Source organism: Azospirillum sp. SYSU D00513 (assembly GCF_017356015.1).
In the GTDB taxonomy this organism is placed as follows: Bacteria; Pseudomonadota; Alphaproteobacteria; order Azospirillales; family Azospirillaceae; genus Azospirillum.
In genome coordinates this window covers 109,746-128,280 of the sequence record NZ_JAFIQV010000014.1, presented here as the reverse complement: position 1 = coordinate 128,280, position 18,535 = coordinate 109,746, and the positions used below count along the sequence as shown (strand labels likewise).

The window sequence follows — 18,535 nt, the reverse complement described above, 5'->3', positions numbered from 1 at the left end:
AGCCTTAACGAGGATGTTAGATGACGTAAATATGCCTTCTCTGTTCGTCTGGCTATGGTCGCGTGGTGAACCCGATGGAGATGGTGATGGCAAACCTCGACCCGCGCTTTGCTGACTTGCCGACACCCTGCCTCGTCCTCGACGAGGCAACGATGATGCGGAACATCGATCGGCTGGCCGCGCATGCGGCATGGCTTGGAGTTTCCCTGCGGCCGCACCTCAAGACCGCGAAATCCGCCCTGATCGCAAGTCGCCTGCTGACCGGCGGCGACGGCCCGGCCACGGTGTCGACCCTTGCCGAGGCTGAGGTTTTTGCCGCCGCCGGGGTTCGCGACATCCTCTACGCCGTGGGCATCGCGCCGCAGAAGCTGGACCGCGTCGTTGCGCTCCGCCATGCAGGATGCGACCTGTCGGTCATCCTGGACTCCCCGGCGCAAGCCGAGGCAGTCGCCGTGGCCTCCCGCACGGCGGGCCAGGCGATACCTGCCCTCATCGAGATCGACAGCGACGGCCACCGGAGCGGCCTGCGTCCAGACGATCCCGCCCTCGTCGCGATCGGGCGCATCCTGAAAGACGGTGGGGCCGAACTGCGCGGGGTGATGACCCATGCCGGCGAGAGCTACAACGTGTCGGGCGAAGAGGCGCACGCCCGCTTCGCCGAGATGGAGCGCGCGGCCGCCGTCGGCGCCGCCGAGACCCTCCGTGCGGCTGGCCTGCCCTGCCCTGTAGTCAGCGTCGGCTCCACACCGACGGCGCACGCGGCACGCGACCTGACCGGCGTGACCGAGGTGCGCGCCGGGGTCTACGTCTTCTTCGATCTCGTCATGGCGGGCATCGGCGTCTGCCGGCCCGAGGACATCGCGCTGTCGGTCCTGACGACGGTCATCGGGCACCAGAAGGCCCGCGGTTGGGTGATCGTCGACGCTGGCTGGATGGCGATGTCGCGTGATCGCGGCACGGCTTCGCAGGCCCTCGACCAGGGCTATGGGCTTGTCTGTGACGAGCAGGGCCGGATCCTGCCCGACCTGGTCATCACGCAGGCGAATCAGGAACACGGCGTCATCGCAGTGCGCCCGGGCTCCTCCGCGACGATGCCGGACCTGCCGGTGGGCACCCGCCTGCGGATTCTGCCGAACCACGCCTGCGCCACGGCGGCGCAGCATTCCTCCTATCACGTGCTGCCCGCCGACCAAGGCTCGAGCCTGGCCGAGTGGCCCCGCTTCGGCGGCTGGTGAGGGAAGCCGAGATGATCCTCATCACCGAAGAACAATCCGCCGCCATCGCGTCACACAAGCTCGCATACCCGGCCGTCCGGGCCGCGCTGATCGCCGCCTGCGATCCCGGCGCGGCCAGCTTCCCGGTCGTCCTTGGTCATGCCAGCGACCCAAGGAACCGCTTCACCATCAAGTCGGCCGCGGATGCCTCCTTCACCGGGCTGAAGGTCGGGTCGTACTTCCCGACGAACGATGCCGTATCCCTGCCGCGCCACAACTCGATCATCCTCCTCTTCGACCAGGAGAGGGGGCGGATCGGGGCCATCGTCGAAGGCGGGAAGCTGAACGCCTACCGCACCGCGGCGGCGGATGCAGTGGCAACCGATTCTCTGGCGCGCCAGGATGCCCGGGTGCTTGCGCTCTTCGGGACGGGCCACCAGGCCGAGTACGAGGCTCAGGCCATCGCTCGCGTCCGCCGCCTGGATCGGGTGCTGGTCGTTGGCCGGTCGCCGGATCGCAGCGAAGCCCTTGTCGCCCGCCTTCGCGCGCAGGGGTTGGCCGCTGAAGCCAGTGGCGCCGAGGATGCCTGCCGCGCCGCCGACATCATCGTCACGGCGACCACGGCGACCACGCCGCTCTTCCCGGAGGAGTGGGTGCGACCGGGCACGCACGTCTCCTCCATGGGTTCGGACGCAACCGGGAAGCAGGAACTGCCGCCTGGTCTCCTTTCCCGCGCGCGGCTCTTCTGCGACCTGCCGGAGCAGTCGCGGCGTATCGGGGAGTTCCAGCATGCCGCTCCGGAGGCCGATCTCAAGGCCATCGGGCGGGTCCTGACCGGCGATGAGCCGGGGCGCCGGAGCGCACAGGAAATCACCGTGTTCGACAGTTCGGGACTGTCGCTTCAGGACCTCTACATGGCGCAAGCAGTCATCAACGCGCACCGCCCGACATGAAATGAGGCGGCCCGACGACGATCATCACCGAGGGCAGGCCGTACTCCTCGCCCATGAAGGCGAGGAGCGGGCATGCCAGCCTTCTTTGTAGAAGGTAACAAGCCGCCGCAACGAGGCAAGGCTCAGCTGTACCGGGCGTGGAGCTGAACCATGCCGGGAATGTCGTCGAGAAAAGCGGACACCAGACGCGGATCGAAATGCCGCCCGGCCTCGGCGCGCAGATGGTTCAGAACCCGTTCCAGGCTCCAGGGCTCCTTGTACGGACGTCGGGAGAGAAGCGCGTCGAACACGTCCGTGACCGCGACGACCCGTCCGGACAAGGGGATCGCCTCCCCTTTCAACCCGGCGGGATAGCCGGTGCCGTCCCATTTCTCGTGATGGGTCAGCGCGACCTCCGCGGCGAGTTCCAGCAGTGGAACGTCGCTTCCCCGGAGAATGCGCCAGCCAATCCCGACATGCTCCTCCATGACCTTCCGCTCCTCCGGGTCGAGTTTCCCCGGTTTCAGCAGCACGGTGTCCGGCACCCCGATCTTGCCGATGTCGTGCAGCGGCGCCGCCTCCCGGAGTTGATCCGCGAAATCGGAATCCGCTCCGGAATTGATGGCGAGCCGGTGAGCGAGATGAGCGATGCGGACCACATGCTGGCCGGTGTCGTCGTCGCGGAACTCCGCCGCGGTGCAGAGGCGGCGCACCACTTCCTCCTGGGTGGCGGTCAGCCGGACGTTCATTGCGTCCACGCGCCGCTTCGCGTCGGCAAGGTCGGTGTCGGCGCGCTTGCGCGTCGTGACGTCACGGATGATGGCCCCGAAGAACCGCCTGGAGCCGCCGGTCCAGGAGGACAGCGCCACCTCCATGTGGAATTCCGACCCATCCCGCCGCAGGCCGGGGCTTTCCACCACGGAGCGAGGCAGGGACGCCCCGCCGGTTCGGACCTCCTCGAAAAGACCGGCTAGATGAATGCCCTGGGGGTGTGCCGGCTGGACCAACGCCAGGGGGCTTCCGATTGCTTCGCCGGCGGAATGACCGAAGATCGCCTCGGCACCCGGATTCCAGCCGGTGATCCGGTTGTCCTGGTCGGCGGTCACCACGGCGTCCACGGTGGTGGACAGCAGCGCATCGAGCGAGGCCCGCTTTTCCTCAAGCGCCGCCTTGGTTCGTTTCGCGTCCGTTACATCCTCCAGGATGACGAGGATCTCGACGGCGCGCCCATGCTCGTCCCGAAGAGCCGCCGTCGCGATCCGCACGTCGATCCATGAGCCGTCCTTGCGCAGGCGCCGGACCTCGAGCCCGCGCACATGCTTGCCGGCCAGCGTTTCTCCGGCATGGTGACGGGAGAAACCACGTTCCGCCTCCGGAACGAAGGGCAGCATGCGCCCCAGCGCCTCTTCCTTGGTCCAGCCGAACATCGCCTCGGCGCTGCCGTTCCACCCCGTCACCGTCCCGTCGATCAGGGTCGTCACCATCGCGAGAGGCGCCGCCTCGAACGTGTCGTTCAGGTTGGTGGCAAGCCGGCGCACCTGGCGGGCGGCATTCCCGATCCCCTCGCTGTTGCGGCGGTGCGTCTCCATCGCCTCCATGGCGCTCGCCGCGAGATCGGCAAGAATGGCCTTCCGGCGGGCACAGAAATCATGCCTTGGACGCGTGTCGATCACGCACAGCGTGCCGAGCCTGTGGCCGGACGGGCTGACGAGCGGCGCCCCCGCATAGAAGCGGATCTTCGGATCCCCCGTCACCAGCGGGTTGCCGGAGAAGCGCGCGTCGTCGCGCGCGTCGGGCACGACCAGCACCTCGTCGCCCAGGATCGCGTGGGCGCAGAAGGCGATATCCCGGCCCGTCTCGCAGACCTGCAGGCCGACGCGGCTCTTGAACCACTGCCGGTCTCCGTCGACCAGCGATATCAGCGCGATCGGCACCTCGAGCGACGCCGAAGCCAGCCGCGTCAAGCGGTCGAAGGAGGGGGTGGCCGCCGTGTCGAGGATGCCGTACCAGCGCAACTCCGCCAGCCTCAGATGTTCCATCTGTTCAACCAGTCCAGATCCCGGAAAGGGCGTGAATGGTTCTGTTGTTGGTTGCATCGTCAATGGGCGAGGGCTGAAAGCCTGTGGCGCGCCCGTCCCGGGCCGGGCATCCGTGGAGGGGCATGCAGACCCGGCATCTATGGAGCGCGCCTTCATTTGAATGTCTTCTTGAAATCTCAGGTAAAGGACAACCCTGTTACGAAGAAGACTGAGCAACGGATCACTCAAGGATGAAAGGATTTGTTGGTTTTCGGTCGAAACGGAAGGATTTATTAACCTTATCTAGAGGCTTTCGCCACAGGATGGAGCATCATCCTTCCTACGCACGCGTGAGGCTCAAGCCATGGCACCCCGGCCCAAATCCCTGCGAACCCTGATCGGCGCCGGCCTCGTCGGGCTCTGCGCCGCCCCGATCCTCGCAGTCGGGCTCTATGCTGGCGTCAGCGCCGGCAACCATGCGCGCGGCCAAGCGGCGGAGAACCTGCTGGAATTGAGCGCGCAGATCGCCAGCAAGCTCGACATCGGCATGCACGAGCGCTGGCGGGACATCGCGCTGATCACCTCGATGGTGAACGCGCGCGGCGACGTCGATTGGTCGGCGGAGTTCCGCCGCCAGCTCGACGCCCTCCGGCAGAGCGTGCCGGTCTATGCCTGGATCGGCGCGGCGGACACGGAAGGCCGGGTGCAGGTCAGCACGGGCGGCATGCTCGAGGGTGCCGATGTGTCCGCGCGGCCCTGGTACCGCGCCGGCCGGCAAGCGGCCTTTGCCGGAGACGTGCACGAGGCCGTTCTGCTGGCCCAGAAGCTGCCCCCCAATCCGAATGGCGAGCCGCTGCGCTTCGTGGACATCGCCATGCCGATGGTCCGTGGCGATGGCGTGCCGATGGGCGTGCTGGGCGCGCATCTGAGCTGGAACTGGATCGACGAGGTGACCGCTGCCGTCCTCGACCGCAGCGGAGGCCGCGCGCCCGGCACGGAGGCGATGGTGGTCAGCCGGGATGGTACCGTCCTGATGGGCCCAAAGGGTCTCCAGGGGGAGAAGCTCGACCTCGCCGGCGTGCGCGCGGGCGCGCAAGGCATCGCGCGCACGGACGTGGAACGCTGGCCGGACGGCAAGGAGTATTTCACGGCCGTCGCCCCGACGCGCGGCGAAGGCGACTACCGCGGGCTGGGTTGGATCGTGATGGTCCGGCGCGACGCCGAGACGGTCCTCTCCCCCGCCGCCGACCTCCAGCAGCGCATCCTGCTCGTGGCCCTCGCCGCCGCGGCGGCGGCCTGCGCGCTGGGCTGGCATCTGTCGGGCCGCGTCACGCGGCCGCTGCGCACCATCGCCGAGGCCGCCGACCGGATCGGCCATGGCGACACCGCCGCCGGGGTGCCGCCGACCCGCGCCTTCGGCGAGGCGCTGACGCTGTCGGTCGCGCTGGTGCGGATCGCCGCGACGCTGGAACAGCAGCAGCCGTCGGCCTCGCCCACCCTGCGCCGCGCAACCCACCCGGCAGAGCCCGCCGTCAGCGCGCCGCGCGAGCCTGCAGCCCCCTGAAGATCTTCTCCAGACTGACGGACGGAGCGGCCCCGCTGTAGCGGCCGGAATAGAGCTTGCGGACGAGGCGGTCGCGCGTCGCCTCGTCCTCGTCGAAGTGCAGGGTCATGGCTCCTTCCTCCTGGCCGACAAGCGTCGCGCGCACCTCCCCCGCCTCTTCCAGGCGCACCAGCACCGGCGTTCCCGCGGGCAGGTCGAGCGTGCCCCAGACGCGCATGCCGCCGACGGAGATGTCGAGCACGCGCATCCGCCGCGCCCGTCCATCGGCCTCGATCTCCGTCTGCTCGTCCGTCCAGAAGCGCTCGTCATGGCGGAAGCGCGGCAACTCCACGCAGACGGCCATCGCCAGACCGAGGGCGACCAGGTTGTAGAAGCTCCAGAACAGCACGACGACGATGCCGTCCCCTGCCCCGCCGGCCGCCGAATAGTCGGACAGCATGGACAGCAGCATGCCGAGTGCGGTCGCCGCCGCCAGAAGGCCGAAGCGGCGCAGCATGCCCCACTGAACCGTGATGCGGTCGCGCTGCCCGCCCTTGGCCGTGACCTTGAACTTGTGCCCCTTGGGCTTCAGCAGGCCGAGCACCACCGCGTGGATGATCTCGAACATCGTCAGCATCTGGCTGACGTCGTTCAGCAGCGGGACGACGAGGCCGCGCGTCGTCCAGTTCAGCGCAATCATCACCGCGGCGAAATAGGGGACGAAATAGGCGACCACCTCGGGCGCCGTCGCCTCCACCATGCTGAAGCCGAACCACCAGTAGAGGATCGGCGCCAGGAAGCAGGCCAGCCGGAATGGGAAGGTCGTGGCCCAGTAAAGGAAGGAATCGATCAGCCCGACCCGGTCCATGAAGGTCAGGGAGCTTTTCGAGAAGGGTCCCGTCGCCCCGCGCACGATCTGGATCAGCCCGAGGCACCAGCGGCCGCGCTGGGTGACGTATTCCTTCAGCCCTTCCGGGGCCAGCCCTTCGCTCAGCCGCTCGTTGAGATAGACGGTCCGCAAGCCCCGGGCCTTCAGCCGCACGGTGACCAGGAAGTCCTCGGTGACGCTGTCCGTCGGGAAGCCGCCGATGGCCTGGAGCCCCGACCAGCGGATCATGGAGGAGGTGCCGCAGCAAAAGGCGATGCCCCAGGCGTCGCGCGACGCCATGAGATGGTCGAAGAAGAAGCGCTGCTCGTCCGGATAGGCCCTGGCGATGCTGAGATTCGCCTGGATCGGGTCCGGGTTGAAGAAGTGCTGCGGAGTCTGGACGAGCCCGACCGAATCGTCGTGGAACAGCGCCAGCGCGCGGGAGACGAACTCCGCATGCGGCACGAAGTCGGCATCGAGCACGACGACGAAGTCCGGCTGCCGTTCCAGCCCGCCCAGATGCGCCAGCGCGTTGTTGATGTTGCCAGCCTTGGCGTGGCTGTTGTCCGGCCGGCGGAGATAGCCGCAGCCCTTGTGGGCGCACAGCTCCGCCAGCCAGTCGCGCTTGCCGTCGTCCAGCACCCAGACGCGCAGGCGCGGGTGGTCGATCCCCAGCGCGCCGACGATGGTGCGGGTGAGGATCGATTCCTCCTCGTTGTAGGTGGCGATCAGCACGTCCACCTGCGGCGGCTCCCCGGCCTTCCACCAATCCGCGTGGACGTCGGCCTCCGGGCTTCGGTTGCGGACGCGCGAGAGCATCACGAAGGCGAGCGTGGAACTGACGGCCGTTCCGGCCTCCAGCAGGGCGAACAGCCAGGCGCACAGCGTCTCGGCGTCGAGCGCCAGGGGCGGGATGGATTCGGTGAAGCGCCAGACCATGTAGCGCCAGCACAGCAGGATGCAGATCCCGAACATCACCGTGCGGACGCGGCTGTCCTCGCGGTCGCAGAAGGGCAGGATGGCGAGTGCCGCCCCGCAGACCAGGAGCCCCGGCGCGAAGCTCGCTTCGAAGGGGGACAGCACCATCACGTCACCCTTCTAGAGGAGGCCGAGCCAGCGGCCGACGGACCGCATCATCTCGCGCGGCGTGCCGGAGAACACCACCTTGCCCGTGCGGCCGACGGAGCAGCCAACCTCGCCGTCCGCCACCAGGTCCGGCACGGCCAGCGCCACGTCGAAGCGCTTCAGATGCTCCGGCCCCGGCGCGATGGCGAGGTTGTTGTAGACCGTCGCCGCGCCGGATCCGGCGAGGCGGAGCACCTGCCCGTCGAAGACCCGGCTGGTCCCCGACAGGCGGAACTGCGCGGCGTCGCCGACCTTCAGCCGGTTGTAATCGCTCTCGCCGACGCTGGCGGTCACGATGGTGGTCGAGCAGTCGAGCAGGCGCAGAAGATCCTGCCCCTTGCGCGCGTACTCCCCGTTCCCGAACGGCGCCTCCCAGATCAGCCCGTCCACGGGCGAGGAGAGGAAGGCGTCGCGCAGGCGTGACACGCGCTGCCGTTCGACGGCGATCTGCTCCCGTATCATCGTCAGCCGCTGGCTGCGCTCGCCGAGTTCGGCGCCGAGTTCGGTGATGCGCAGGCTCAGCTCCTGCCCGCGCTGGCTCGAATAGGGCGTGTCGTTGTAGGAGTCGCCCAGGAACATGCCGCTGGCCGCCGCGTCCATTTCCGTGCGCAGCGCGTCCAACCGTGCTCCTGCCACCCGGATGTTGTGGATGTTCACCTGATGCGCGGCCTGCGCGCGGTCCAGGATCGCGATGGACTGGACGCCGCGCGCCCGCAGCTCCTCCGCCCGCTTCAGCTCCCCATCCGATTCGCCGGACTGCGCCTTGGCGCTGGCGAGAAGCGCCTCCTGCTCCTCGATACGTGAGCGGAGCTGGCGCAGCCGCGCGTCGCGGTAGGCGACCGTGCGCTCCTCCAGCGCGTCCCGGCTGGCCGTCACGCTGAGGATCTGGGCCTGGAGGCGGCCGATGTCGGTTGCGAGCCCGCCCGCCGCATGCTCCAGATCGAGCAGGCGCGCCTCGTCCGCGCGCTCGTCGGTCAGGCTGCCGAGCGGCTGGCCGGCGCGCACGCGCTCCCCGATGGCGCGCCGCTCCAGGGTGAGCTGCCCGTCGATCGGTGCCCGCACCACCGCCACGCGCGCGTTGACGACCGCGTCCGAACTGACGACGGCCACGCCCTCGCTGACGACGACATAGCCGGCGAGGCCGGACAGGGTCAGACCGGCGGCCAACTTGATGAGCTTGCGCATGGTGGAGGAAGCCTGAGGAAGGGGTGTTTTCTCTTCTGGGTTATCCCGAACGAACAGGTAAGGAAACGCCTTTTTTTGTGACCATTGAACCTCCGCGCGAGCCGGCAGGAAGGCATCCGGTCCCGTGATGAGGCAGTAGGACCCGCCAATGGATGAGTTCCGAAAGGGTCTGCGGCCCTAGCCGCATGCGTTAGCCGGATTCGGTTGCGACTCGGTGCATGCTCTTGTGGGCTAGCCCCGCCGAACAAAAGCAATAATCGGCTTTCCTTTGCGTACTACGCACATTCATACCGCGAAGACTTCCGGCTGAGCGGTATAGATTCGGTGAACAATTAGATTGGATTGTCGTTATCGGGCCATCGGATCAGCCGCCGGGACAAGAACTAAGGTGAGGAACATGGCACAGCACGCGTTACGGGTCAGCGAAGACGCTCCCCATCAGGACGGCGACGGAGCCGCCGCGTCGTCCATCACGCAGGACATCCGGTCCATCCTGGCGGAAAGCGGCGTGCTCGCCGCCGGGCCCGAGGGGCTGTCGGACGAGGACGACCTGTATGCCGCCGGCCTCACGTCCCACGGATCGGTAAACCTGATGCTGGCGCTGGAGGAACGGTTCGACGTGGAGTTCCCGGAACAGCTCCTGCGCCGCCGCACCTTCGAAAGCATCGCGGCGATCCGGGACGCCGTTTCCGGCCTCCTGAACGGGACCGCCGGCGCGTGAGCGACCTCGTCCGCAGGGCGCGCGCGGTCGCGAAGGAGGTGGCGGCACGCCACGCCGACGCGGTCGACCGCGACGCCCGCTTCCCGCGAGAGGCGATAGCCGCGGCCCGGGAAGCCCGCCTTCTGGGCGCGATGGTCCCGCGCGACTTCGGCGGCGAGAGCGCGCCGCTGGCGGAGATCGCCGCCGTGGCCCAGGAACTGGCCCAGCACTGCGCCGCCGCCGGCATGGTCTATGCCATGCACCAGATCCAGGTGGCCTGTCTGGTCGATCACGGCCAGGGCAGCGCCTGGCACCGCGCACTCCTGGCGCGGCTGGCGGAGGAACAACTCCTGCTCGCCTCCGCCACCACGGAAGCGGGGATCGGCGGCGACGTGCGCAGCAGCTCCTGCGCGGTGGAGCGGACGGGCGACCGCTTCGCGCTGACGAAGAACGCGTCCGTGATCTCCTACGGCGCCGACGCCGACGGCATCCTGGTGACGGCGCGCCGGGCCGCCGACGCGCCGCCCTCGGACCAGGTGATCGCCGCCGTGCTGAAGCCGGACACCAGCCTGGAGCGCACGAATGGCTGGGACACGCTGGGCATGCGCGGCACCTGCAGCACGGGCTTCCAGCTGAAGGCGGAGGGCTCGGCGGAGCAGATCCTGCCCCAGCCCTACGCCGACATCTTGGCCCGCACCATGCTGCCGGTGACCCACATCGTCTGGGCGGCTGTCTGGCTCGGCATCGCGTCGAACGCCGTGGCGCGCGCCAGCGCCTTCGTCCGCGCCGAGGCGCGCAAGAAGCCGGGCACGACACCCCCTGGTGCGCTGCGGCTCGCCGAGGCGGTCGCCATGCAGCAGGAGATGAAGGCGACCGTGCTGGCCGCCCTCCAGCGCTACGAGGCGGCGCGCGGCGACGACGAGAAGCTGACGTCGCTGTCCTTCGGCATCGCCATGAACACGCTGAAGACCACCAGCTCGCAGGCCGTGGTGAAGATCGTCAACCACGCTCTGCTCGTCTGCGGCCTCGCCGGCTACCGCAACGACACGGATTACAGCCTGGGACGTCATCTGCGCGACGCCCATTCCGCCGCGCTGATGGTCAGCAACGACCGGATCCTCGGCAACACGGCCAATCTTCTCCTGATCCACAGAGACAACACGGGGCTGCTCGGATGACCACGGAAGTTCAGGTGTCGGCGGCGGACCCGCAGGCCGCCTATCTCGAAGAACTCGTGCGCCACGGGCTGCTCATCCCGATGGGCGTGCCGGGCCTGTACGGCCGCAGCGGCCTTTTCGAGGAGGTGGTGGAGCGCTTCGACGCCGCCATCTCGCGCCATGGGCGTGAGGACGGTGCCGAGGTCATGCGCTTTCCCCCGGCGGTGAACCGCCGCGACTTCGAAACGAGCGAATACCTCAAGAGCTTCCCGCACCTCGCCGGCACGGTCCACAGCTTCGACGGGTCCGAGCGCGACCACCACACGCTGCTCCGCCGGCTGGAGGAGGGGGAGGACTGGACCGCCATGCAGAAGGCGACGGACGTCGTCATGACGCCGGCGGCCTGCTACCCCATCTACCCGACCATCGCCAAACGCGGCACCCTGCCCGCCGAAGGCGCACTGGTGGATGTTTTCTCCTATTGCTTCCGGCACGAGCCCTCTCTGGACCCGGCGCGCATGCAGCTCTTCCGCATGCGGGAATATGTGCGGGTCGGCACGCCAGAGCAGGTCATGAGCTTCCGGGAAAGCTGGCTCCAGCGCGGGCGGGCTCTCATGGAATCGCTCGGCGTGCCATTGGAGATCGACCTCGCCAACGACCCCTTCTTCGGCCGCGCCGGCAAGATGCTGTCGGCCAACCAGCGCGACCAGGGGCTGAAGTTCGAGCTGCTGATCCCGATCACCAGCACGGAAAAACCGACGGCCTGCCTCAGCTTCAACTACCACCAGGAGCATTTCGGGCATCTCTGGGACATCCGGACCCCGGACGGCGAACTGGCCCACACCGCCTGCGTCGGGTTCGGCATGGAGCGGGTGGCGCTGGCGCTCTTCAAGCATCACGGCTTCGACCCGCGCGAATGGCCGGCGCCGGTGCGCGCGCTGCTGTGGGGGCGCGACTGATGGACGCGTTGCTGCCGCCGCTCGACCCGGCCGGATATCGGCCGGATCCCCTGCACGCGGGCGAGCGGATCTGGCCGGAGACGAACTGCTACGTCGATCTGTGGATCGAGCTTCTGCACGCCATTGGGCACGAGCCGCGCGCGGCCCTCGCCTTCACGGTGGAGCAGGACTATGAGGGCGACCAGTTCACCTTCTTCAAGTTCCCGCTGGAGGACCTGCACGGCCTCTATGGGCTGAAGGTCCAGGAACTGGCGATCTACGACACGGTCGAGGCACACGCCGCCGAACAGCTCCGCCGCGGGCGCGTCCCGCTGGTGGAGGTGGACAGCTTCTACCTGCCGGACACGCGCGGCGTCGCCTACCGCACCGCTCATGTGAAGACGACCGTCGCCGTCGCCGCGCTGGATGCCGAGGCGAGGCGCATGACCTATTTCCACAACGCCGGCTTCTTCGCGCTGGAGGGGGAGGATTTCGACGGCGTCTTCCGGCGCCTTCCCGCTCTCCAGGCCCAGCCGGACCTGCTGTTCCCCTATGTCGAGTTCGTCAAGCGCGACCACCCGCCGCTCCAGGGCGCCGCCCTTCTGGACGCCGCACTCGGCCTGCTGGGCCATCGCCTGCGCGGGCGGACGGCGGGCAACCCAGTTAGCCGGTTCCGCGAGGACTTCCCGCGCCACGCGGCGATGCTCGCGGAACGCCCGATGGAGTTTTTCCATCTCTGGGCCTTCAACCTGCTCCGCCAGGTGGGCGCGAACATAGAGCTGCTGGGCAGTCACGCCGGGTGGCTGGAGGAGCAAGGGCAGACCGGGCTTTCGGCGGTGCGGGAAGCCTGCGGGACGCTGGCGACCGACGCCAAGACGCTCCAGTTCCAGCTCGCGCGCGCGGTGAGCCGGAAGAAGTTCGGCGACTATTCCGACCTGCTGGACCGGATGGAGCGTGCGCACGACACCGCCCTGAACGGTCTCGCCCAGCGGTACGGGTGAGTTGCCATGGCCCGCATTCACGCGATGGCCGGTCGGACGGCGCGCCTCCTGGACGGCGGCTGGACGCTGGCGGTGACCGAACCGGGCGGCGTCACCGGCCCGGAGGGGCTCGAGGGGATCGAGGGGGTATCCTGGCTGACGGCTCCGGTCCCTGGGACCGCGGCCCAGGCCCTACGCGCCGTCGGCCGCTGGTCGCCCGACCAACCAACACCGCTTCACGACAAGGATGTGTGGTACCGCCTCGACCTTGACGAGGCGGGTCCCCGCACGCTGCGCTTCCACGGCCTGGCCACGCTGGCGGAGGTCTGGCTGAACCATGAGCGCATCCTCACCTCCGACAGCATGTTCCTGGCGCATGAGGTGCCGGTCCGGCTGAGCGGGCGGGACAGGCTGCATCTTTGCTTCCGCGCGCTTCATACGGCCCTGGCGAAGAAGCGCGGCCGTGCCCGCTGGCGGCCGCGCATGGTCGAGCCGCAATCCCTGCGCTTCGTCCGAACCACCCTGCTCGGCCACATGCCCGGCTGGTGCCCGCCCGTCCACGCCGTCGGCCCCTGGCGGCCGGTGGAATGCATTGAGGAGGCGGGGCCGCTGCACGTGGAATCCGCCGACCTCCGCACCGGGTTCGATGGCCGGAATGGCAGTTTGAGCCTCGGCCTGTCCGTGGAGTGGAACGGCCCGGCGCGCCCTCCGGCCTTCGTCGAGGTCGCGGGGCGGCGGGCGGAACTGGAATGGATGGACGCCCGCACCTTGCGCGGCAGCCTCACCATCCCCGAGGTCGAACCCTGGTGGCCGCACAGCCATGGGCGCCCCGCTCTGCACGCCGTGAGCGCCAATGTTGGCGGTGTCCGGGTCGATCTCGGCCGGACGGGCTTCCGCCGCATCGAACGCGACGCCGGGCCGGACGGGCGCGGCTTCGCCCTGCGCGTCAACGGGGAGCGCGTCTTCTGCCGGGGCACCTGCTGGACCACGCCGGACATCGTCGCCCTGCCAGGCGGGCGCGAGGCCTATGAGCCGGGGCTGAGGCTGATGGCGGAGGCCGGCATGAACATGGTCCGCGTCGGCGGCACCATGACCTACGAGGCGGACGCCTTCTTCGATCTGTGCGACGAGCTGGGGATCCTGGTCTGGCAGGATTTCATGTTTGCCAACTTCGAATACCCGACGGATCCCGCCTTCCAGCAGTCCGTCCGGCAGGAGGCCGCCCAACTCCTCGACCGCACCCAGGCCAGCCCGTCGCTCGCGGTGCTGTGCGGCGGCAGCGAGGCGATGCAGCAGGCGGCCATGCTCGGCCTGCCCAGACCAGCCTGGAGCCAGCCGCTTTTCGATGAGCTTCTGCGCGCCGAGGTGGAGCGTGCCCGTCCAGACGCCGTCTATGTCCCCAACTCGCCCCATGGCGATCCGGAATGGGGCGACCTGCCCTTCGCCGCCCATTCCGGCGTGACCCACTATTACGGGGTCGGCGCCTACCAGCGGCCGTTGGAGGACGCCCGCCGCGCCGGCGTGCGATTCGCGGCGGAGTGCCTCGCCTTCGCGAACGTGCCGGAGGCCGCCGCCCTGCCCCCCGGCGCGCCGCCTGTCCATCACCCCCGCTGGAAGGAAGGCGTGCCGCGCGATGTCGGCGCCTCCTGGGATTTCGAGGATGTTCGGGACCATTACCTGAAGCGGCTCTACGGCGTCGAGCCGGCGGCCCTGCGCTACGAGGACCCCGACCGCTACCTGCGCCTGTCCCGCGCCGTGACGGGGGAGGTGATGGAGGCCGCCTTCGCCGAATGGCGCCGTCCGGGGTCGGGCTGCGGGGGCGCGCTCGTCTGGCTGTTCCAGGATCTCCGGCCGGGCGCCGGCTGGGGCGTGGTCGATGCGGCCGGCGGGCCGAAAGCCGCCTGGCACGCCCTGAAACGCGCCTTCCGCCTGGTGCATCTCGCCCTGACGGACGAGGGAGTCAACGGGCTGGGCATCCACTTGATCAACGAAACCGCGCAAGTCATCAAGGCGACCCTGTCGCTGTCCTGCCTGCGTCACGGCGAACTTCCCGTGGTCCGCGCGGAGCGACCGGTGACCCTGCCCCCGCGCGGCGCGTTCACCCTGTCCTCCTCCGCGCTGCTGGACTCCTTCTTCGACATCACCCACGCCTACCGCTTCGGGCCGGCCCCGCACGACGCGACGGTGGCGCTGCTGGCGGACGCGGAGGGCAACCGGATCGCGGAGGCCTTCCATTTCCCGCGCGGCTATCCCATCGCCCCGGTCGATCTCGGCCTGTCCGCCGAGGCGTTGCGCGATGAGGAGGGTTGGAGCCTTCTGGTGATCAGCCGAAGACTCGCCCTGTCCGTTCATATCGAGGACGATGGCTACCGCGCGGCGGAGGAGTGGTTCCATCTCGCCCCCGGTGCCGAGCGGAGGGTGCGTCTCATCCCGCGTAACGGAAATGACATATCCGTCCGGCCCGATGGCGAGCTTCATGCGTTGAATGCCACGGCACCGGTTCGCTTCAGAGGTTCGGCATGATGCCCATAGAGTTCGACGGCTGTTTCGGCTGGCTCCACCCGGCATCGGGCGGGCGTGGGGTGGTGCTGTGCGGCCCCCATGCCACCGAGGAACTGATCCTCCACCGTGCCTGGCGCGACTTCGCGGAAACTCTGGCGGCGAGTGGCCTGCCGACCTTGCGCTTCGACTATCACGGCATGGGGGACAGCGCGGGCGGCGATGAGGATCCGGGGCGGGTGCGCGCCTGGATCGACAGCGTCCGCGCGGCGGTGAAACGCCTCCGCGCGGAGACCGGCGTGGCGGAGGTGACGCTCGTCGGGTTGCGGCTCGGCGCGACGCTGGCCGCCAGCGCGGCGGCCGAGATCGGCGGGGTCGACCGGCTGGTGCTGATGGCGCCCTGCGTGTCCGGCAAAGCCTTCGCGCGCGAGACGCGCGCGCTCGCGCGCATGATCCCCCTGCCCGAAGGCGCCCGGCAACCGGATCCGGCCAAGGGGATCGAGGCGGCGGGTTTCCTGCTGACGCCCGAGACGGTCGAGGCGCTGAACGGGCTCGATCTCCTGGCCCTGCCCCACCGCCCCGCACCCCGCGTCCTGCTGCTGAACCGTCCCGACGCGCCCGCCCCGGCCGGTCTGGCGCAGCGACTGCGCGACCTTGGCGCGGAGGTCGAGGAGGACACTCTTCCCGACTTCGCGGCCCTGATGCGCGCGACCGAGTGCGGTCCGGCGTCGCGTTCGGGCTTCGAACGCGTCGCGAGCTGGCTCGCGGAGGCCATGCCGCTTGCGGGCTCGGCTCCGATGGTGACGGCGGCGGAACCGGTCCTGGAACTGCCCGGTGCGGTGGAGCGGCCAGTGCTGTTCGGTCCGGACGGCGGCCTGTTCGGCGTTTACTGCGCGCCTTCCGGCGCTGCCACCGCGCGCCCGGCCCTGCTGTTCGTCAACAGCGGCGCGACGCACCATGTCGGGTCAGGCCGGGCCTGGGTCGTGATCGCCCGGCGTCTGGCGGCGCTTGGCTTCTCCTCGCTGCGCATCGATGTTTCCGGCCTCGGAGACAGCGCCGGGCGGACGGCGGGATGCGACAACCTGATCTACCACCGTGGCAGCCTCGGCGACGTGCTCGCCGCCGTGGATTGGCTCGAAAGCCGGGGCCATTCCCGCTGCACCGTGGTCGGGCTATGCGCCGGTGGCGCGCTGGCGCTGAACGCGGCGCTCGCCGATCCCCGAGTCACCGGGCAGGTCGTCATCAACCCCGGCCGCTTCTTCCTGGGCGCCGGAATCACCACGGAGGACATCAAGAAGGCGGCCCTGCACAAGGACGCCGGCGGCTATCTCCGCCAGCTCACCCGCCCCGGCGCCTGGAAGGCTGTCCTGCGCGCCGACCGGCGGGCCGCCGGTATCGCCCGCTCGCTCCTCATCCGGGCGGCGTGGCGGACGGCCGGGGCCGTCGGGGACGCCGCGGCGCGGCTGTTCGGGCGGGAGACGAGCGGGCCGGGCAATGTTCCCCAGCGCTTCCGCCGCCTCGCGGCGCGTGGCGTGGACACGCTTCTGGTCTACAGCCGGGGCGATGTGACGCTGGGGGAACGCGACCTGCGGCTCGGGCCCGACGCTGAACGCGTCCGCGACGTCCCGCGCCTGCGCCTCGTCATGCTCGACGGCGCCGACCACAGCCTGACCCTCCGCTCGGCGAGGGAACGCTTCATGGATCTGCTGGAGGAACATCTGCTCCAGAGCCAGCCGGCGGAGGAGAGGAGCCGTGCCGCCGATGCCACATGGTCGGGCGGTGGTGGCTGTGGCATACTGGACCGCCAATCCACATTGCCCTCGGCACCACGTCCATGCGCCTCCCCGCCCTCCTGACTGCCCGACCGGGCGGCGGAAACCCGTTCCAGCCCCTATTCCCGGCCCTGGCCGCGGGCATGCTCCTGGCATCCGTCCTTCCCGGCTCCGCCCTCGCCGCCTCGGTGTCGGCCGGACAGGCCGAGGCGAAGGACGTGGCGCGGTCCGGAAACTGCACGCCGACCAAGGTCGAGGTCATGCGCTACACCAGCGGCCGGACGGGCGAAACCGTGTTCAAGGTCAACTGCTCCGAGGACAAGGAAGCCTTCGTCCTCGTCCAGTGCCGTTCACGCACCTGCACCCTGATGCGCTGAACGGGAATTCACCGCTTTTTAACCGCCTTCGCGTGCAATGACATTTCCGGGACCTGTCCCGGTCTTTTCCGGATCGATGGTGCGGGCATGCAGTTGCGGCGTTCGATGGTTTTGGTCGGGTTCCTGCTCGCCGCCGGCGGGCTCGGCGGGTGCGCCGCCGGGCCGGTGGTCGGTGCCGCCGTGGCCGGCGCGCAGGTCGCCTCGCTCTCCAGCACCAAGAAGACCCTGGACGACCATGTCGCCTCCGGCATCCTCGGCGAGGACTGCTCGACCATTTCCCTGGCCGAGACGGGGCGTTACTGCAACGAGCGGGTGAAGGTGGACCGCTCCAACCTCTATTGCTATCGCACGCTGGCCGATGTGGAATGCCACCACATTCCCGACCCCTACCGAAACGGCAACACCGCGCTCGCAAGCCCCCCGCCGGACCGAAAAACGCTCCCCAAGGCGAAGGGCTGGTTCGAGTAGGCGCATAAACAACCCGCTCGGGCACCCTTGCATGAGGGCAAGGGGCGTGCTTGGTTGCCGGCATGACTCCCGAAGAGCTGCGCGCGCGCGTCCTCCACGAGGACTCCGACCTTTTCGTCATCGACAAGCCCGCCGGGCTGGCGGTGCACAAGGCCGGGAAGATCACCGACCATCTCGAACTTTACCTTCCAGCACTCGCCGGGCCGGACGGCGTGGCGCCGCGGCTGGGCCACCGGCTGGACCTCGACACGGCGGGCTGCCTGATCCTCGGCCGTTCCGACTGGGCGCTGAAGCGGCTCGGCCGCCTGTTCGCCACGGGCCAGGTGGAGAAGACCTATTGGGCGGTTTGCGAGGGCACGCCGGCGGCGGACGAGGGCACCATCGATCTCTCGCTCCTGAAGGTCAACCAGCCCGGATCCTGGAACGTCGTCACCGGCCACCCCGACGGCCAGCCGGCGGTCACCGATTACCGGGTCCTCGGCAGCGCCGAGGGGCTGTCCTGGCTCGAGTTGCGGCCCCGCACGGGGCGGACGCACCAGATCAGGGTCCATTGCGCCGCCATCGGCTGCCCGCTGCTGGGGGAGCCCTTCTATGGGCCGGAAAAGCGGCTGCGGGGAAATCTGCATCTGCTGGCCCGTTCCCTGGCCTTCCAGGTGAGCCCTGACCATCCCGCGGTGAAGGTGGCGGCCCCTCCCCCGCCGCACATGCGCGCGGCACTCGCGGCCTGCGGCTGGAACGGCGGTGCGGCCTCCGGTTGAC

15 protein-coding genes are annotated in these 18,535 nt (G+C 69.2%); 12 read left to right on the top strand and 3 right to left on the bottom strand.

Going from position 1 to position 18,535, the window contains the following annotated elements; genetic code table 11:
• The first annotated feature begins 86 nt into the window (after positions 1 to 86).
• Positions 87 to 1,235: a DSD1 family PLP-dependent enzyme gene (locus JUB11_RS12910; RefSeq protein ID WP_207458946.1), complete on the top strand. Its 1,149-nt coding sequence runs from the start codon at positions 87 to 89 to the stop codon at positions 1,233 to 1,235.
• Positions 1,236 to 1,246: 11 nt separating this feature from the next.
• The gene (locus JUB11_RS12905) at positions 1,247 to 2,167 is read left to right on the top strand and encodes an ornithine cyclodeaminase family protein (protein ID WP_207458945.1); all 921 of its coding nucleotides are present in this window, start codon (positions 1,247 to 1,249) and stop codon (positions 2,165 to 2,167) included.
• A 122-nt stretch (positions 2,168 to 2,289) separates the two neighbouring features.
• On the opposite strand, the gene JUB11_RS32740 is transcribed toward JUB11_RS12905, so the two are convergent.
• Positions 2,290 to 4,185, bottom strand: a complete 1,896-nt coding sequence (locus JUB11_RS32740; protein WP_282189067.1) for a PAS domain S-box protein — start codon at positions 4,183 to 4,185, stop codon at positions 2,290 to 2,292.
• Between the two features lie 343 nt (positions 4,186 to 4,528).
• Between JUB11_RS32740 and JUB11_RS12885 the strand changes: the two genes are divergently transcribed.
• Positions 4,529 to 5,728 carry a cache and HAMP domain-containing protein gene (locus tag JUB11_RS12885; protein WP_207458944.1) on the top strand — a complete coding sequence of 400 codons (1,200 nt, stop codon included), beginning with the start codon at positions 4,529 to 4,531 and terminating at the stop codon, positions 5,726 to 5,728.
• Here JUB11_RS12885 and JUB11_RS12880 read toward each other — a convergent pair.
• A complete protein-coding gene (locus tag JUB11_RS12880) occupies positions 5,697 to 7,661 on the bottom strand; it encodes a glycosyltransferase (RefSeq protein ID WP_207458965.1) in 1,965 nt (654 codons plus the stop codon). The two genes, JUB11_RS12885 and JUB11_RS12880, sit on opposite strands and share 32 nt — an antisense overlap.
• Positions 7,662 to 7,673: 12 nt before the next feature.
• A complete protein-coding gene (locus JUB11_RS12875; RefSeq protein WP_207458943.1) occupies positions 7,674 to 8,885 on the bottom strand; it encodes an HlyD family efflux transporter periplasmic adaptor subunit in 1,212 nt (403 codons plus the stop codon).
• Positions 8,886 to 9,282: 397 nt separating this feature from the next.
• Between JUB11_RS12875 and JUB11_RS12870 the strand changes: the two genes are divergently transcribed.
• The 9 genes from JUB11_RS12870 to JUB11_RS12830 all read left to right on the top strand — a co-directional run bounded on the left by JUB11_RS12870 (position 9,283) and on the right by JUB11_RS12830 (position 18,534).
• Entirely contained in the window at positions 9,283 to 9,606 is a 324-nt protein-coding gene (locus JUB11_RS12870) for an acyl carrier protein (protein WP_211112520.1), read from the top strand.
• On the top strand, positions 9,603 to 10,763 hold the full coding sequence (locus tag JUB11_RS12865; RefSeq protein WP_207458942.1) for an acyl-CoA dehydrogenase family protein: 1,161 nt from the start codon (positions 9,603 to 9,605) through the stop codon (positions 10,761 to 10,763). The genes JUB11_RS12870 and JUB11_RS12865 overlap by 4 nt, the downstream gene beginning before the upstream one ends.
• Positions 10,760 to 11,701: an amino acid--[acyl-carrier-protein] ligase gene (locus JUB11_RS12860; protein ID WP_207458941.1), complete on the top strand. Its 942-nt coding sequence runs from the start codon at positions 10,760 to 10,762 to the stop codon at positions 11,699 to 11,701. Before JUB11_RS12865 ends, JUB11_RS12860 begins: the two co-directional genes overlap by 4 nt.
• Positions 11,701 to 12,681, top strand: a complete 981-nt coding sequence (locus JUB11_RS12855) for a DUF1839 family protein (protein ID WP_207458940.1) — start codon at positions 11,701 to 11,703, stop codon at positions 12,679 to 12,681. Before JUB11_RS12860 ends, JUB11_RS12855 begins: the two co-directional genes overlap by 1 nt.
• A 6-nt stretch (positions 12,682 to 12,687) precedes the next feature.
• On the top strand, positions 12,688 to 15,183 hold the full coding sequence (locus JUB11_RS12850; protein ID WP_207458939.1) for a glycoside hydrolase family 2 protein: 2,496 nt from the start codon (positions 12,688 to 12,690) through the stop codon (positions 15,181 to 15,183).
• Positions 15,180 to 17,015: an alpha/beta hydrolase gene (locus JUB11_RS12845; protein ID WP_207458938.1), complete on the top strand. Its 1,836-nt coding sequence runs from the start codon at positions 15,180 to 15,182 to the stop codon at positions 17,013 to 17,015. Before JUB11_RS12850 ends, JUB11_RS12845 begins: the two co-directional genes overlap by 4 nt.
• A gap of 59 nt (positions 17,016 to 17,074) precedes the next feature.
• Positions 17,075 to 17,308 (top strand): hypothetical protein, encoded by a 234-nt coding sequence (locus JUB11_RS12840; RefSeq protein ID WP_207458937.1) that lies wholly within the window; start codon positions 17,075 to 17,077, stop codon positions 17,306 to 17,308.
• 87 nt (positions 17,309 to 17,395) lie between these two features.
• Positions 17,396 to 17,776: a hypothetical protein gene (locus tag JUB11_RS12835; protein WP_207458936.1), complete on the top strand. Its 381-nt coding sequence runs from the start codon at positions 17,396 to 17,398 to the stop codon at positions 17,774 to 17,776.
• A gap of 62 nt (positions 17,777 to 17,838) precedes the next feature.
• Positions 17,839 to 18,534 (top strand): RNA pseudouridine synthase, encoded by a 696-nt coding sequence (locus JUB11_RS12830; RefSeq protein ID WP_207458935.1) that lies wholly within the window; start codon positions 17,839 to 17,841, stop codon positions 18,532 to 18,534.
• Position 18,535: the final 1 nt, after the last annotated feature.